Source organism: Pseudolysinimonas yzui (assembly GCF_014653215.1).
Lineage (GTDB): Bacteria > Actinomycetota > Actinomycetes > Actinomycetales > Microbacteriaceae > Pseudolysinimonas_A > Pseudolysinimonas_A yzui.
Genome location: NZ_BNAI01000002.1, coordinates 196,545 through 211,661 on the forward strand (window position 1 = coordinate 196,545; position 15,117 = coordinate 211,661).

General features: G+C 68.7%; 17 protein-coding genes. 8 read left to right on the plus strand and 9 right to left on the minus strand.

The genetic code is table 11. The annotated features are described in order from the left end of the window. Positions 1–2: 2 nt before the first annotated feature. Genes IE173_RS06775 through aceA form a run of 3 tightly spaced genes read right to left on the minus strand, consistent with a single transcriptional unit; the run spans position 3 to position 3,311 of the window. Positions 3–302 carry a hypothetical protein gene (locus tag IE173_RS06775; protein ID WP_191282707.1) on the minus strand — a complete coding sequence of 100 codons (300 nt, stop codon included), beginning with the start codon at positions 300–302 and terminating at the stop codon, positions 3–5. Next, positions 299–1,924 carry a malate synthase A gene (aceB, locus tag IE173_RS06780; protein ID WP_191282708.1) on the minus strand — a complete coding sequence of 542 codons (1,626 nt, stop codon included), beginning with the start codon at positions 1,922–1,924 and terminating at the stop codon, positions 299–301. The genes IE173_RS06775 and aceB overlap by 4 nt, the downstream gene beginning before the upstream one ends. Before the next feature lie 46 nt (positions 1,925–1,970). Next, a complete protein-coding gene (gene aceA / locus IE173_RS06785; RefSeq protein WP_191282709.1) occupies positions 1,971–3,311 on the minus strand; it encodes an isocitrate lyase in 1,341 nt (446 codons plus the stop codon). Positions 3,312–3,415: 104 nt separating this feature from the next. Here aceA and IE173_RS06790 point away from each other — a divergent pair, with 104 nt between their 5' ends. Further along, on the plus strand, positions 3,416–4,882 hold the full coding sequence (locus IE173_RS06790) for a helix-turn-helix domain-containing protein (RefSeq protein WP_191282710.1): 1,467 nt from the start codon (positions 3,416–3,418) through the stop codon (positions 4,880–4,882). A 105-nt stretch (positions 4,883–4,987) separates the two neighbouring features. Next, positions 4,988–6,295 (plus strand): DUF4304 domain-containing protein, encoded by a 1,308-nt coding sequence (locus IE173_RS06795; RefSeq protein ID WP_191282711.1) that lies wholly within the window; start codon positions 4,988–4,990, stop codon positions 6,293–6,295. A gap of 3 nt (positions 6,296–6,298) precedes the next feature. Here IE173_RS06795 and IE173_RS06800 read toward each other — a convergent pair whose 3' ends face one another. Genes IE173_RS06800 through IE173_RS06815 form a run of 4 tightly spaced genes read right to left on the minus strand, consistent with a single transcriptional unit; the run spans position 6,299 to position 9,084 of the window. After that, positions 6,299–6,619 (minus strand): HepT-like ribonuclease domain-containing protein, encoded by a 321-nt coding sequence (locus IE173_RS06800; RefSeq protein ID WP_191282712.1) that lies wholly within the window; start codon positions 6,617–6,619, stop codon positions 6,299–6,301. Next, entirely contained in the window at positions 6,616–7,104 is a 489-nt protein-coding gene (locus IE173_RS06805; RefSeq protein ID WP_191282713.1) for a nucleotidyltransferase domain-containing protein, read from the minus strand. Before IE173_RS06805 ends, IE173_RS06800 begins: the two co-directional genes overlap by 4 nt. A gap of 13 nt (positions 7,105–7,117) precedes the next feature. Beyond that, complete coding sequence (locus IE173_RS06810) at positions 7,118–8,041, minus strand: carbohydrate kinase family protein (protein WP_191282714.1); 924 nt, start codon at positions 8,039–8,041, stop codon at positions 7,118–7,120. Beyond that, positions 8,038–9,084 (minus strand): LacI family DNA-binding transcriptional regulator, encoded by a 1,047-nt coding sequence (locus tag IE173_RS06815; protein WP_229841953.1) that lies wholly within the window; start codon positions 9,082–9,084, stop codon positions 8,038–8,040. Before IE173_RS06815 ends, IE173_RS06810 begins: the two co-directional genes overlap by 4 nt. A 122-nt stretch (positions 9,085–9,206) precedes the next feature. Here IE173_RS06815 and IE173_RS06820 point away from each other — a divergent pair, with 122 nt between their 5' ends. From IE173_RS06820 to IE173_RS06845, 6 genes are all read left to right on the plus strand, one after another. Beyond that, positions 9,207–10,301 (plus strand): substrate-binding domain-containing protein, encoded by a 1,095-nt coding sequence (locus IE173_RS06820; RefSeq protein WP_191282715.1) that lies wholly within the window; start codon positions 9,207–9,209, stop codon positions 10,299–10,301. Between the two features lie 86 nt (positions 10,302–10,387). Beyond that, positions 10,388–11,422, plus strand: a complete 1,035-nt coding sequence (locus tag IE173_RS06825) for an ABC transporter permease (RefSeq protein ID WP_191282716.1) — start codon at positions 10,388–10,390, stop codon at positions 11,420–11,422. Continuing rightward, positions 11,419–12,174, plus strand: a complete 756-nt coding sequence (locus IE173_RS06830; RefSeq protein ID WP_229841954.1) for an ATP-binding cassette domain-containing protein — start codon at positions 11,419–11,421, stop codon at positions 12,172–12,174. Before IE173_RS06825 ends, IE173_RS06830 begins: the two co-directional genes overlap by 4 nt. Further along, complete coding sequence (locus IE173_RS06835) at positions 12,171–12,473, plus strand: putative quinol monooxygenase (RefSeq protein WP_191282718.1); 303 nt, start codon at positions 12,171–12,173, stop codon at positions 12,471–12,473. Before IE173_RS06830 ends, IE173_RS06835 begins: the two co-directional genes overlap by 4 nt. A gap of 7 nt (positions 12,474–12,480) precedes the next feature. Next, the gene (locus IE173_RS06840; RefSeq protein WP_191282719.1) at positions 12,481–12,915 is read left to right on the plus strand and encodes a hotdog fold thioesterase; all 435 of its coding nucleotides are present in this window, start codon (positions 12,481–12,483) and stop codon (positions 12,913–12,915) included. 59 nt (positions 12,916–12,974) lie between these two features. After that, the gene (locus IE173_RS06845; protein ID WP_191282720.1) at positions 12,975–13,334 is read left to right on the plus strand and encodes a hypothetical protein; all 360 of its coding nucleotides are present in this window, start codon (positions 12,975–12,977) and stop codon (positions 13,332–13,334) included. 62 nt (positions 13,335–13,396) lie between these two features. On the opposite strand, the gene IE173_RS06850 is transcribed toward IE173_RS06845, so the two are convergent. Continuing rightward, complete coding sequence (locus IE173_RS06850; RefSeq protein ID WP_191282721.1) at positions 13,397–14,095, minus strand: spermidine synthase; 699 nt, start codon at positions 14,093–14,095, stop codon at positions 13,397–13,399. Positions 14,096–14,104: 9 nt separating this feature from the next. Beyond that, positions 14,105–15,058 (minus strand): helix-turn-helix transcriptional regulator, encoded by a 954-nt coding sequence (locus IE173_RS06855; RefSeq protein ID WP_191282722.1) that lies wholly within the window; start codon positions 15,056–15,058, stop codon positions 14,105–14,107. Between the last annotated feature and the right edge of the window lie 59 nt (positions 15,059–15,117).

Here is a 15,117-nt window from a genome sequence, read left to right on the forward strand (position 1 = left end):
GCCTAACCGGCGACGAGGGTTTCGCGAAGGCGTTCGAGGATGACCTCGACGTCGGCGACGGGTGCCTCGACCACCGCCCGGCCGTAGTGGTCGAGAAGCGGTTCAGGCGCACCCCCGAGGTTCACCAGCGCGTCGACCTCGGCCCCGCGCCGGGCGAGCTCGGCGTCGAACGCGGCCGGGTCGGCCGGAGGGTCGGCGAGCACGAACCCGTCGGCCGCCGGCAACCCGAGGCGCGCCCCGAGGAGGCTCGCGAGGGTCGCGCGCACCTCCCCGGTCGACCCGGCGAGCACGACGCGGATCATGCCGCCACCGCCGTCGGGGTCGGCACGGTGTCGACGAGATACCTCGTGTACGCCGGAATGGTGAGGAACGGCGGGAAGTCGTCCTCGAGGGTCACGTCGCGGAAGATCGCCGCGGCATCCTCGAAGCGGTTGCCCTCCTCGCCGCCGAAGTGGTCGAGCTCTTCGATGAGGATGCGCTCGATCCACTCCCGCGTCACCAGGGTGCCTTCCGTCGTGCGCACCCGTTGAGCCGCCCACTGCCAGAGCTGCGACCGCGAGATCTCGGCCGTGGCGGCATCCTCCATCAGCCCGTCGAGCGCCACCGCTCCGATGCCGCGCAACCACGCCTCGATGTAGCGCAACGCGATCGACACGTTGGCGCGCACGCCGGCATCCGTCACCTCACCGTCGATCGTGAGATCGACGAGGTCGGCGGCGGCGACCTGCACGTCTTCGCGCAGGCGGTCCAGCTGGTTGGGGCGTTCGCCGAGCACCGCGTCGAACTCCGCATAGGCGGTCGGCACCAGGTCGGGATGCGCCACCCAGGTGCCGTCGAACCCGTCGGTCGCCTCGCGACGCTTGTCGGCGGCCACCTGTTCCAGCGCGGCGGCCGTGGCCTCCGGGTCGCGGCGGTTCGGGATGAAGGCGCTCATCCCGCCGATCGCGTGCGCGCCGCGCTGATGGCAGGTCGCCACGAGCAGCTCGGTGTAGGCCCGCATGAACGGCGTCGTCATCGTGATCTGCTTGCGGTCGGGCAGCACGAAGCCGGCCCCCCGTCCGCGGAAGTTCTTGATGATCGAGAACACGTAGTCCCAGCGGCCGGCGTTGAGCCCGGCGCAGTGGTCGCGCAGCTCGTAGAGGATCTCCTCCATCTCGAACGCCGCCGTGATCGTCTCGATGAGCACCGTCGCGCGGATCGTGCCGTGCGGGATGCCGAGTCGAGCTTCGGCGAACGTGAACACGTCGTTCCACAGCCGGGCCTCGAGGTGGTTCTCGAGCTTCGGCAGGTAGAAGTACGGGCCCGTGCCGCGGTCGATCAGCTCGGCCGCGTTGTGGAAGAAGTACAGCCCGAAGTCGACCAGGGATGCCGACGCCGGGGTGCGCGTTCCCGCCTGGTCGGTGTAGCGCATGTGCTTCTCGACGAGGTGCCAGCCGCGGGGGCGGGCGACGATGGTCGGGGTCTCGGCACCGAGCTTGTACTCCTTGCCTTCCGGCGAGGTGAAGTCGACCTGCCGGCGGATCGCGTCGAACAGGTTGATCTGGCCCTCGATGATGTTCGCCCAGGTCGGGCTCGTCGCATCCTCGAAGTCGGCCAGCCACACCTTCGCACCCGAGTTGAGGGCGTTCACCGTCATCTTGCGGTCGGTCGGGCCGGTGATCTCGACGCGGCGGTCTTCGAGGCCGGGCCCGGCACCGGCGACCCGCCAGGAGCGGTTGCGCCGGATGTCGTTCTCATCGTCGAGGAAGCGCAGGTTGCGCCCGTTGTCGATCGCCTGGCGGAACAGCATCCGCCCGGAGAGGCGCTCCTGGCGTCGCCCGATGAACAGATCGTGCAGCCGGGTGAGGAACTCGAGCGCCTCGGGGCTCAGGATGTCGTCGTAGCGATCGCCGGTCGGTCCGTTGATCTCGATGCGGATGTCCATGGTGTCTTTCCTTCTTCGTGTCGTGAAGATCTTCGGCTGGCGCCGGTCAGTGGAACTGTTCGGATTCGGTGGAGCCCACCAGCGCCAGGGTGGCGCTCGACGGGTTGAGGGCGGTGGCGATCTGGTCGAAGTACCCGGTGCCCACCTCGCGCTGGTGCTTCGTCGCGGTGTAGCCGTAGGCCTCGGACGCGAACTCCGCCTCCTGCAGCTCGACGTACGCGCTCATCTGGCGGTCGCGGTAGCCGGTGGCCAGTTCGAACATCGAGTGGTTGAGGGCGTGGAAGCCGGCCAGGGTGATGAACTGGAACGCGTAGCCCATCGCCGACAGCTCGCGCTGGAACTTGGCGATCTGGTCGTCGTCGAGGTGCTGCTTCCAGTTGAACGACGGCGAGCAGTTGTACGCGAGCTTCTGGTTCGGGAACTCGGCATGGATGCTCTCCGCGAACTCGCGAGCCAGTTCGAGGTTCGGCTTGTCGGATTCCACCCAGAGCAGGTCGGCGTACGGCGCGTAGGCGTGACCGCGGGCCAGCACCGGGCCGATGCCGTTCTGCACGTTGTAGAAGCCTTCGGCGGTGCGCTCGCCGGTGACGAACGGCTTGTCGCGCTCGTCGTGGTCGCTCGTGAGCAGCGTCGCGGCGAGGGCGTCGGTGCGGGCGATCACGATCGTCGGCACGCCGGCCACGTCGGCCGCCAGCCGGGCGGCGTTGAGGGTGCGGATGTGCTGGCTGGTCGGGATGAGCACCTTGCCTCCCATGTGCCCGCACTTCTTCTCGCTCGCGAGCTGGTCTTCCCAATGCACGCCCGCGGCGCCCGCCTCGATCATCGAGCTCATCAGCTCGTAGGCGTTGAGCGGTCCGCCGAAGCCGGCTTCGGCATCCGCGACGATCGGCACCATCCAGTCCTTGTTCCCTGAGCCCGTCGAAGGGTCGAACTCGATCTGCCCGGTGCGCAGCAGCGCGTTGTTGATGCGCCGCACCACGGCGGGCACCGAGTTGGCCGGGTAGAGGCTCTGGTCGGGGTAGGTCTGGCCCGACAGGTTGGCGTCGGCGGCCACCTGCCAGCCGGAGAGGTAGATCGCCTTGAGACCGGCGCGCACCTGCTGCACGGCCTGGTTGCCGGTGAGGGCGCCGAGCGCCGAGACCCACTCGTTGGGGTCGTCGTTGTCTTGGATGAGCTCCCACAGCTTCTCGGCACCGCGGCGGGCGAGCGTGCGCTCTTCGCGAACCGGGCCGCGCAGGTCGATGACATCCTGCGCGGTGTAGTCGCGCTTGACGTCACTCCAACGCGGGTCGGCGGCCCACTCGGTCTCGAGATCGGCGGCGGTCTGGGTCTGGTCGCCGGGGCGAGCGCCGCGGCCGGTGTGCTGTGTGTTGTGGTTCTGGGTCATGGCTCCAGCGTGAGTGACCCGCAACCGCTCTTCCGCGAATTCTCTCGCAGAATATTCAGCATTCTTCTATTCCGCCGAAGGTTTCGAGGGGCGATGATGCTGTCATGGCCCTTTCGCCCGCAGAAGACCTCGACGATGAAGGCATGCTCGATCCGCTCACCGTCGGCCGCCGCATCCGTCAGCTCCGCACCGATCGCGGCATGACGCTCGACGCGCTCGCCGCCGAACTCGGGCGCGCACCCTCGCAGGTCTCGGTCATCGAGAACGGCAAGCGGGAGCTCAAGCTCGGCGAATTGCAGAAGCTCGCCCGCATCCTCGGGGTCACCCTCGACGAGCTGCTGAGCCCCGAGCCGCCGTCGAAGCGGGCTGCGCTCGAGATCGCGCTCGAGCGGGTGCAACGCGGTCCGCTCTACGCGAGCCTCGGGCTACCCGCCGTTCCGGCGCGCAAGACGCTGTCGGATGAGGCCATCCAAACGATCCTCGGTCTGCATGACGAGCTGCGACGCCTGCACGAGGAACGGGCGGCGACGCCCGAGGAAGCGCGGCGGGCGAATGTCGAACTGAGGGCCGAGCAGCGCAAGAAGGGCAACCACTTCGAGGAGCTGGAGACGATCGCCCGCGATCTGCTCGAAGCGGTCGGACATCGCGGCGGGCCGCTGAGCCAGCGCGTCGCCGCCGACCTCGCGACCCACCTCGGCTTCACGCTGCACTACGTCGGCGACCTGCCCGAGACCACTCGCAGCGTCACCGACCACGCCAACGGCCGCATCTACCTGCCGGTGCGGCAGGCCACGGGAGGCGACCCGCGCTCGGCGCTGCTGCAGGCGCTCGCCGCCCACGTGCTCGGCAAGCAGGAGCCGCGCGACTACGCCGACCTGCTGCGGCAGCGGGTGGAGACGAACTACCTCGCCGGCGCGCTGCTCATCCCCGAAGCGTCGGCGGTCACCTTCCTGAAGGCCGCCAAGGATGCCCGCGAGCTGAGCGTCGAAGACCTCCGGGATGCCTTCGCCGTCACCTACGAGACCGCGGCGCACCGGTTCACCAACCTCGCCACCGAGCATCTCGGCATCCCGGTGCACTTCCTCAAGGTGCACGCGAGCGGCGCCATCTCGAAGGCCTACGAGAACGATGGGGCGCTGTTCCCCACCGACGTTCTCGGCGCCGTCGAGGGCCAGATCGTCTGCCGCTACTGGAGCGCCCGGCAGGTGTTCGCCGTCGAAGACCGGTTCAGCCCGTACCACCAGTACACCGACAAGCCGACGGGCACCTACTGGTGCACCTCGAGCATCCAGGGCACCGCGTCGGGTTCATTCTCGGTGAGCGTCGGCACGCCGTTCGCCCACGTGAAGTGGTTCCGCGGCCGCGACACCGTACGCCGCCAGACCTCGCGCTGCCCCGACCCGACGTGTTGCCGGCAGCCCGACTCGGCCCTCGCCGCCCGTTGGTCGGACAAGGCCTGGCCGTCGGCGCGGCTCAACTCGTCGTTGCTCGCCGCGATGCCGTCGGGCACCTTCACCGGCGTCGACCTCACCGAGGTCTACGAATTCCTCGACGCCCACGCCCCGGAGTAGGGCGTTCGCGTCTCGCATCCGAGTCGCGAACGCGTGGGCGCTAAGGTGATCGATTCAGGGAGGCTCGATGCGAGCGGCGCGGCGGCAAGTCGGAGGATTGCCTTCGTGACGGGTGCGTTCGTGGGCGGAGAGTGGGACGACAAGGACTGGTTCCGGTCGTCGCGCTGGAATGAGGAGGTCGCGGCGGAGTTCGAGCGACGGCTGGCTCGCGCTCGACCTCACAACCGTCTGCAGTACCTCGTCATCCAAGCCGGCCATCTCTGCTCGCAGCCAGATCCCACCCTCCGCGCGAAAGGCCGCGAACTTCTGCGGCGGGCCATCGACGGCGAGGGCGAGTTTCACGACCTTCACGCGAAGACCGCGCGCGAGAACCTCGCCAACAACCTCGCGGCCGAAGGGATGCTCGACGCTGCGGTCGACGCGTACCGCGACACGTTGCGCGCCATCGCCTCAAGCCCGAACGGACGAAGCGGCACGTCGGGCGTCAGCGAACTCTCGCTCGCTGAGGCACTCCTGCGACGTCGTGGTCCTCACGACTTGTCGGAGGCGCGGCAACTCCTTGACTCCATCGATAGCGCGAGCACTCCCGTGATCTCCTTCTTCCGTCACGTCACGACTCGATACCTCATGGCTCGATCGGAACTGCATCGAGCGTTGGGCGAGACCGAAGTTGCCGACGACTACGCGCAGTTTGCGCTTGAGGGACTCGAAGCCCCAGCGTTTCCCGTCCGGCCGACGACCCCCGCCCCGCCATCAGAATTGCCGCCGGCCGTAGCGCTGGCCGCGATCGTTGAAGCAATCGCGCCGACGCTCAAGGCGGCTGGCTTCCGAAAGAGACGGCATGCTTTCAATCGGCGAACTCCGGACGGCTTGACGCACGTCCTGAGCTTCCAAGCGGGTGCGTCAGACCCTCCCCGAGAAGGAGCATCGAACAGCCTTCTCGCGAGCTTGCACGGCAAGTTCGCGGTGAATCTCAGCGTTCACATCCCCGGCATGCGGCACTCCGTCGCCGCAGACGCGTGGGTGAACGAGTACAACGGTCACCTCCGGCGACGGCTCGGCGCCCTTGCGGATGAGCAGGCCAGAGACGTGTGGTGGGACTCGCGACACCCAGACGCCGCTACAGATGTCGGTGAAGTGATCCGCTCGGTTGGTCTGCCCTGGCTGGGGCGGTTCCCGGATGTCGGGTCCGTCATCGAAGCCTGGCGCATTGAAGGATGGCGAGCGATCGGCATGAGCCCCGCCTCCAGCGTCGACATCGCCTGCCTCCTGATCCGGCTCGACCGACGCGACGAGGCCGAGGTGGTCTTGCGCGAATACTTGTCGGGAGCCCTGAACCAGTCGCACGTCCGCTACCTTCGTGACTTCCTTCCGACGGTCGGCATGGGTCATCTCGGCCCTCCGGGCGACTGAGCGCTAGGCGATCTCCGCTCGGAGTCGACGTTCCACCTCAGGGACATCGTGCTCGACGGTGGACCGGATCATCTCGAGATCGATGTAGGCGTAACCGTGGGCGATTCGGTTGCGCGTCGCCCACATCACTCGCCACTCCGACCCGAGGACTCGGGTGCGAAACGATTCGCCGGTCCGCGACAGCGCCTCGATCGCCGCTGCGAGCCGCATGCTCACGGCATCCGCGACGGTCTCGTCGGCCAGGTCCGCGCGCTCGAGATGTCGATGCAGCACCGCGAAGTGTTCGAGAGCGTCACGGGCGAGTTCAGTGTTGCTTCTGGTCACAGCGGGACGATGTCATCGACGACCGACGTCGAAACGCTCTCGCGCAGAGCGCGGTCGGGGACGACGTCAACCGGAGCGCCGAGGAGATCGGAGAGCTCCGCCTCCGCGCGCGCGAGCTCGAAGAGAGACACGCCGTCATCGACCTCGACGAGAAGGTCGACGTCCGACGTCGGCCCGTCAGAACCGCGGGCGACGCTGCCGAACACGCGCGGTCGGTGCGCGCCGTGGCGGGCGAGGATGGCGATCACCGTGCCGCGCTCGCGAACGAGGCGCCGCCCGAGATCCGAGGTCGCGTGGAAGCGAAGAAGACGAGAGACTTCGGGCTGGCTTCGTCCGAGGGCATCGGCGATCTGCCGTTGAGTGAGGCCCTCCCGCTGCCCGACACGCGCGGCACGGCGCAGAATGTCGCGAGAACGGGCATGCATCTCGTCAGCTGTGCGAGCGTCATCCCGGAGACGATCGAGGATGCCCAGTTCGCCCGTCATATAGCAAATGCTATCAGCCCGCGAGGTCGGTGCGCATCGGGGGGTCGGCGCCCGGGCGCGAGACGGTGATGGCGGCGCAGCGCGCGGCGAACTCGACGACCTGCGCGACAGCGGATGCCGACAGCTCACGCAGAGCCTCGCGCCGGTCGCCGCCGAGCACGCCGAGGTCGCTCAGCGCGGCGAGCAACCCCGACATGAACGAGTCGCCGGCGCCGATCGTATCGACGACCTCGGTGCGGGGGGCGGCGACGTGCACGGGTCCCTCAGCGGTGAAGGCGTCGGCCCCGTCGCTCCCGCGCGTGACGACGACGAGGCCCGCCCCGAGCGCGCGCCACTTCGCCATGACGTCGGTGACCATCGCATCCGGATACAACCAGGCGATGTCTTCGTCACTGGCTTTGACCACGTCGGCGAGGGCGATGATGCGCTCGACGCGCGGGCGGGCGTCGTCGGCGGAGCCCATGAGCTGCGGGCGGATGTTCGGGTCGTAGCTGATCGTCGCCGACGCCCGCAGTTCGGCGAGCAGCCGTTCGACGGTCGTCGCCCCCGGCTCCAGCACCGCTCCGATCGAGCCGACGTGCAGCGCATCGACGGATCCCGCGGCCACCTGAAGCGGCGCCGGATCCCACTCGATCGAGAAGGTGTAGCTCGCCGCCCCGGCGGGGTCGATGGTCGCGAGCGCCACCGAGGTGGGGTGGTCGCCGATCGTGCCGGGCGTGATGGCGACTCCGCTCGACTCGAGGTGCTGGGCGATGGCCACCCCGTAGGGGTCGGCGCCGAAGCTCGAGTGCAGCGTCGTCGGCACCTCAAGACGCTGCAGGCCGACGGCGACGTTGAGAGGGCTGCCGCCGGGGTGCACGGCGTCGTCGCCGTCGCGGCGCACGATGTCGACGAGCGCTTCGCCGACGACGAGCACACGGGGGTTCGGGATGTTCACGCCGGCTCCGGGGGGATCTCGCCTGAGCCGCGGGGGATCAACACGCTCGGCACGACGACGCGCACCGGCTCGCCCGTATCGCCGTCCATCCGGGCGAAGGCGCGCCGGGCCGCGACCCGGCCCATGTCGTAGGGGTTCTGTGCGACGACGGTGACTCCCGGTTCGAGCATGTCGCCGAGCGGCACGTCGTCGAACCCGACCAGCGCGATGCGTCGGTGGAGGCCGCGGTCCCGTAGCGCCCGAAGCGCGCCGATCGTCACCAGGTTCTGGCTGGTGAAGAGGCCGGTGGGGGGATGGGGGCCGTCGAGCAGTTCGAGAACCGCGGCGTAGGCGGCGTCTTCGGTGTGCAGGTCTTCGATCACCGGCACGCCCGAGGTCGGGATGCCGACCGCTCCGAGCTGGTCGAGGAAGCCGCGGCGACGCTCCTGCGCCGTCCACAGCTCGCGGCGGTCGCCGAGGTAGGCCAGGCGTCGGTGGCCGACCTGGATGAGGTGGGCCGTTGCCTCGGCGGCGGCTTCGGCGTTGTTGGTGACCACGACATCCGCATCGATGCCGGCTGGTTCACGGTCGACGAAGACCAGGGCGGTGCCGCGCTCCTGCTCCGCGACGAGTCGGCTCTGGTTCTTGCGCACCGTGGTGAGGATGAGGGCGTCGACGCGGCGACGCAGCATCTCGCCGACGATGCGCTGCTCACGGGCGGCATCATCGTCGAGGCTGGAGGCGAACACGGCGACGCCGCGCTCGACGGCGGTGTCTTCGACGCCGCGATGAACGGCACCCGAGAAGGGGTTGGCGACGCTGCCGACGACGAGGCCGATGGTGCGGGTGCGGCGTCCGGTGCGCCGCAGGTTCCCGGCGTTCAGATCGGGGTGGTAGTCGAGCCGCTCGGCGGCATCGCGCACCTTCGCGATCGTGGCCGGGGAGACGTTCGGCTCGTCGTTGATGACCCGCGAGACGGTCTTGATGCCGACCCCGGCGAGCGCGGCGACATCGCGCATGGTCGCGCGAGTGTCGGGCCGGCGGGCCTTGGAGTCGGTAGACATCGTTGTCAGGAACTTTCTGAGAAAGGAAGGTTTCGCCTTGACTATATCGACATCGATCGACTAGACCTAACCATGACATCGTTGTCAGTGACGGTGTCAGCCGCCCACACCAGGAGGATTCAATGCTGAATCACACGAAGTTCCGCACCCCCGCATCCCGGCTGTTCGCGGGCGCCGTCGTCCTCGCCACCGCGTCCCTCGGGCTCGCCGCGTGCGCGCCCGCCGGCTCGACCGGAGGCGACGGGGAGGAGATCGGTGTCTCGTTGATCGTCAAGACCAACTCGAACCCGTTCTTCATCGCCATGCAGGAAGGCGCCGAGGCTGCAGCAGCCGACGCCGGCGTCTCGCTGACCCTCGCGGCCGGCAAGGAAGACGGCGACGAAGACACCCAGATCAAGGCGATCGAGGATGCCATCGCGCGCGGCGACCAGGGCATCCTGATCACCCCGAACGGCCCCGGCGTCCTTGACGCCATCAGCAAGGCGCGCGACGCGGGCCTCTACGTGATCGCCCTCGACACGCCGCCCGACCCGGCCGACGCCGTCGACATCACCTTCGCGACCGACAACCGGCTCGCCGGCCAGCTCATCGGCGAGTGGACTGCCGTGCAGCTCGGCGGCGAGAAGGCGACCATCGCGCTGCTCGACCTGTTCGACGACAAGATCGTCTCGGTCGACTACAACCGCGACCAGGGCTTCCTCGAAGGCCTGGGGGTCGACGTCGCCGACGGCAACACCAACGGTGACGAAGCGACCACCGGCAGCTACTCCGGCGGCGAGTACGAGATCGTCGGCAACGAGGCGACCAACGGCGCCGAAGACGGTGGTCTCGCCGCGATGGAGACGCTGCTGTCGAAGAACCCCGACATCAACGTCGTCTACACGATCAACGAACCGGCCGCCTACGGCGCCGCGCAGGCGCTCGAGGCTGCGGGCAAGAACCTCGATGACGTGATCATCGTGTCGGTCGACGGCGGCTGCGCGGGGGTCGACGGTGTCGTCGACGGCGTCATCGACGCCACCAGCCAGCAGTACCCGGTGAAGATGGCCGAACTCGGTGTGCAGGCGATCGTCGACATCGTGAAGAACGGCACGAAGCCCGAAGTCACCTCGGGTCTCGACTTCTTCAACACCGGAGTCGCGCTGGTCACCGACAAGCCCGCCGACGGCGTCGACTCGATCGACACCGCGGCCGCCTCGGAGATCTGCTGGGGCTGAGTTCCGTCTGATTCGGGGGTGGCGCCCGGCGCCGCCGGGTGCCACCCTCGAACCGACACCGTTACACCGACGTACAAGGAGTCACCGTGAGCGCGCTCACCGGAAACGTGCCGACGCACGACCTGGCCGAGGAGTTCCTCGACCGCAGCACGCCACTCAGTCGGCTGCGCAACATCCTGCACCGCTACCCCGCGATCAGCCCGGCCGTCGTGCTGGTGATCGCCATCATCGTCTTCGGGTTGATCAACCCCCGGTTCCTCTACCCCGCGAACCTGTCGCTCATCACGCAGCAGGTCGCCGTCGTCGGCACCCTCGCGCTCGCGCAGACGCTCATCATCCTCACCGCGGGCATCGACCTCTCGGTCGGCGCCGCCATGATCTTCTCGTCGATGGTCGTCGCTCAGACGGCGTCGGTGAATGGCGTGCCCGGTGAGTTCGCGCTGATCATCGGCCTCTTCGTGGGCCTCGCGGCGGGAGCGCTCAACGGGTTCCTCGTCACCCGATTGCGCCTCCCCCCATTTATCGTGACGCTCGGCACCCTCAACATCTTCATCGCGCTGACGCTGCTGTACTCGAACGGCGCAACCGTGCGCGGCGCCGAGATGCCCAGCATCCTGACCGCGACCGGGCTTCCCATCTCGATCGGCGACGTGCGCATCACGGTGGGCGTGCTCGTGATGCTCGTCCTCTACATCGTCGTCGCCTTCATCCTCGGGCGCACCGCGTGGGGCCGCCACGTCTACGCGGTCGGCGATGACAAGGAGGCCGCGCGACTCGCCGGCATCTCGGTCAACAAGGTCTTGATGAGCGTCTACCTCGCCGCGGGCGCCATCCTCGCGATCGGGGCGTGGGTGCAGATCGGCCGCACCAACGCCGCGAGCCCCAACGCCGGCATCGACCTCAACCTCGACTCGATCACGGCCGTCGTGATCGGCGGCACCAGCCTGTTCGGTGGTCGCGGCGTGGTCTGGGGCACGTTGCTCGGGGCACTCATCGTCGGCGTGTTCCGCAGCGGGCTGTCGCTCGCCGGACTCGACGTGCTCTACCAAACGCTCGCCGTCGGCGTGCTCATCATCGTCGCCGTCTCGGTCGACCAGTGGATTCGGAAGGTGCGCAAGTGATCCCGGTTCTCGAGGCGCGATCCCTCGTCAAGACGTACGGCCGCGTGGTCGGGCTCGACGGCGTCAGCCTGCAGCTGATGCCCGGCGAGGTGCTCGCCATCATCGGCGACAACGGCGCCGGCAAGTCGACGCTCATCAAATGCCTGACCGGCGCGGAGACGCCTGACGAGGGCGAGATCCTGCTCGAAGGCAAGCCCGTGTCGTTCAAGCGACCCCAGGATGCCCGGCACGCCGGCATCGAGACGGTGTACCAGAACCTCGCCGTCTCGCCCGCGCTCGACGTGGCGAGCAACCTCTACCTCGGCCGGGAGGAACGTCGCGCGGGCGTGCTCGGCTCGGTCTTCCGGGTGCTCGACACGAAGGGGATGCGGGTGCGCGCCCGCGAGGAGCTCACCCGGCTGGGCATCACGACGCTGCAAGACGTGACGGTTCCGGTCGAGAACCTCTCCGGTGGACAGCGCCAGGCGGTCGCCGTCGCCCGGGCGGCAGCGTTCGGGTCGAAAGTCGTCGTGCTCGACGAACCGACCGCAGCGCTCGGCGTTCGTGAGTCGAAGCAGGTGATCGAGCTGGTGAAGAGCCTGCGCGACCGCGGCATCCCGGTGATTCTCATCAGCCACAACATGCCGCAGGTGTTCGAGGTCGCCGACCGCATCCACATCCAGCGGCTCGGCAAGTGTGCCGCCACGATCACGCCGAAGAGCCACTCGATGACCGACGCGGTCGCGATCATGACCGGCGCCGCCGCGGCATGACCTGGGCGCTCTCCGCCGAATTCACCGCGATTCGGGGAGCCGAGCAGCGCGTCGCCGAGCTGGTGCGCGAGCTCACCGCCCGGGTGCGCGCGGAGCCCGGCAACGTGGCGTTCAACCCGCACACCCTGCGCGACGAGCCGCGACGATGGTTCGTCTACGAGGTGTACCGGGATGAGGCGGCGTTCCGCGAGCACCTCGCGGCCGAGTACGGCGCGACGTTCAACGCGGCCCTCGCGCCGCTCGTCGAGGGGGGCGGTTCGCGGCTGACTTTCCTCGCCGACCCGACGTCCGAGGCATGATGTCGGGATGAGCATCTGGTTCGGCACCCCCTCGATCGACGTCGCCAACGCCAAGCGGGCGGGTTCGATGATCGAGCATCTCGGCATCGAGTTCGTCGAGTTGACCGACGAGGCGCTCGTCGGACGGATGCCGGTGGATCACCGCACTCGGCAACCCGGCGGGGTGCTGCACGGCGGGGCCTCCGTTGTGCTCGCGGAGACGCTCGCGTCGTGGGCGGCGACCTTCGCGACGGACCCCGCGACGTCCTACTGCGTCGGGATGGAGATCAACGCCAACCACCTGCGTCCGGTTGCCGAAGGGTGGGTGCGTGGCGAGGCCCGGCCGATCAACATCGGTCGCACGACGCAGGTCTGGGAGATCCGCATCACCAACGACGACGGGAAGCTCGTGTGCATCTCGCGCTGCACGATGGCCGTGCTCGCGGTGCCCTCGCAGTACTGATGAACACGCAAGAGGCGCTGCAGGTTCTCGCGCAGCTTCGCGATCAAGTCGGTCCAGGATTGGACACCGAACTCGGAACTCGTCGTGACGCCGCCTATCTCAAGGTTGCCAACAAGGCCGATCCGCCCGACTTCGCCGTCGTCTGGACGCCTGGCGATCGCTGGTTCTCCCTTGATGTCGCCGGTGGCTTCTCGCTCGTCTACATCGAGGAGGAGACACCGGGCGACGAGGTGAGGGAGCGGCTGGATTCCTACCTCTCCATCGGGCTCCGGTACCTTTCCGGCGACAGGGAGAACGTCCGATCGAAACTGCTCCGCATCCCGTCGGTGCGCGTCGGATCGGGCGGCAACGCTGTCACCCTGAGGCTGTCGCTGGTCGACGAAGTCCGCCACCTTTTCGGAAGAAGACGCGAGGGTTGACGTCGCACGAACGATGACTCGTTGGTGGGTTTCGATACGCGTCCGCCGTCGGCGGGCGCTACTCAACCCGCGGAGTGGGCGACGTAGACGGTATTCGTCGAGGTGCCGCCGGTGAGCGGGTTGGCGAACTCGACGACGTGCGCGCGCGTCGAGGCGAAGACCGTGCCGAGGTCGGCCATGAAGTCGTCATCCGGCGGATCGTCGGACCAGAGGGCGAACACCCCGCCCTCGCGCAGGTGCCGGGCCAGTCGCCGCAGCCCGTCGGGCGTGTAGAGGTCGGCGTGCGACGGGTCGAGCGAGTGCCGGGGTGAGTGGTCGACGTCCAGCAGGATCGCGTCGTACCGGGCCTCGGGGTCGCGCCGCATGAGGGCGAAGAAGTCGTCGAGCACGAGGCGCGTGCGGGGGTCGCCCGTCAGCTGCGCCGACACCGGCAGCAGCCCGCGCTCGTGCCAGTCGATGACCGCCGGCAGCGCGTCTACGACCGTCATCGCGCCGACGGCGTCGTGAGACAGGGCCGCGACGGCGGTGTAGCCCAGTCCCAGCCCGCCGACCAGCACGGCCAAGTCGCTGCCGTCGAGCGGGGCGAGCCCCAGGTGGGCGAGTTGCTCCTCGGCTTCGGTGAACAGGCTCGACATCAGGTACTCGTCGCCGAGCTTCACCTCGTAGACATCCGCGCCGAGCGTCGGCTCGACCCGTCGCCGCAGAAACAGCTCTCCCATCGGGGTCTGCTGAAAGTCCAGCTCTTCGAAACCGAGGGCCACAGCCTCACCCTAGGCCGCGGCTGCTGCTGTGTACCGCTCGCCGAGCGTCCTGACCGCCTCGACGAGTTCGGGTGGGTCGGAGACCCGGAACGGCATCCCCAGCATCCCGATGTAGACGGCGATCGTCTCGACACTGTCGGCGCCGGTGACGAGAACGCACTCGGCGTCGCTGATCGCCTCGACGACGCCGACGGCGGGGTTGATGCGGGCGAGCACCTCGGCGCTCGAGGCGAGCACCCGGATGCGGGCGTGCACCGCCCACCCGGTCGAGGCCACCTCGCGCACGACGAAGTCGACGTAGTCGCTTTCGGGCATCGGCTGCGGGGTGAAGCGGCGGCGGGTCGGCATCCGCAGGGTCATCCAGTCGAGTCGGAAGGTCGCCCACTCGCTCGTTCCAGTGTCGCGGCCGACCAGGTACCAGCGGCGCTGCCAGCTCACGACGCGGTACGGCTCGACGGCCCGCGGTTCGTCGCGGTAGTCGAAGCGCAGCCACTCCTCGCGACGGATGGCCTCGGCGGTTCCGCCGAGGACGGCCGGGTCGATCTCGGGGTCGGCGACGGGGCTGTCGGTGTTCGCCGGTCCGGTGTCGACCGAGGAGGCGATCGCGTCGACGCGCGCCCGCAGCGGCCCGGGCAGCACCTGGTCGAGTTTCGCGAGCGCGCGGGTGCTCGACTCCTCGACGCCGGCGATGCCGGTGGCACTGCGCAGCCCGATCGCGACGGCGATCGCCTCGTCGTCGTCGAGCAGCAGAGGAGGCAGGTGCGCCCCGACGCCGAGCCGGTAGAAGCCGGCCGGGCCGCGTTCGGCGTCGACGGGGTAGCCCAGCGCGCGCAGGCGGTCGATGTCGTTGCGGATCGTGCGGCCGGTGACACCGAGGCGGAGGCTCAGTTCGCTGCCCGGCCACTCGGGACGGGACTGCAGGAGGCCCAGCAGAGCGAGGAGCCGGGCGGAGGTATCGGGCATGGGAAAAGAATATCCGAGTATAGGAATCAAACGTTCCTATATGACTTCTACCGTCGAAT